This is a genomic window from Lacisediminihabitans profunda (genome assembly GCF_008040105.1).
Lineage (GTDB): Bacteria > Actinomycetota > Actinomycetes > Actinomycetales > Microbacteriaceae > Lacisediminihabitans > Lacisediminihabitans profunda.
On the sequence record NZ_VRMG01000053.1, the window covers coordinates 1 to 462 of the forward strand.

At 69.9% G+C, this 462-nt stretch carries 1 protein-coding gene; it reads left to right on the forward strand.

Annotation, left to right across the window (positions count from 1 at the left end; translation table 11 throughout):
- Positions 1 to 328 (forward strand): PLP-dependent transferase (locus tag FVP33_RS19020; protein WP_187270815.1); only part of this gene is annotated, 328 nt, incomplete at its 5' end.
- Positions 329 to 462 lie beyond the last annotated feature (134 nt).

Sequence of the window (462 nt, forward strand, 5' to 3'; positions counted from 1 at the left end):
CGCCAAGGCCAACGCGTACGCCCCCAAGGGCGCCGGTGCCGTTCTGTCGTCCGCGCTCACGGGTGGGGTGGAGGCCGGCCGCGCCCTCGTCAACACCGTGACGCTGTTCAGCCACCTCTACAACATCGGTGCCGTGCGCAGCCTCATCATCCACCCGGCGCCCACCCCCCACCCGCAGCCCCCCCCGGAGCAGCAGCTCCCCTCCGGCGTCACCCCGGCCCTCCTTCGCCTTTCGCTCCGCCTCGAGACCCTCGACGACATCATCGCCGATCTGAGCGCCGGTTTCGCCGCGGCACGGACCGCGACGAGTTCCTCCCAGATCGCCTGACCGAGGGGCCACGCGCCCGCCCTGCCGGGGCCCGATGTCGTAACAATGACATCGGGCCCCGCGCTATTGGGGATACTTGCCTAGACATGGATTGGCAGACACCCGAGGACACGGTCCCATCGAGCTTCGTCACC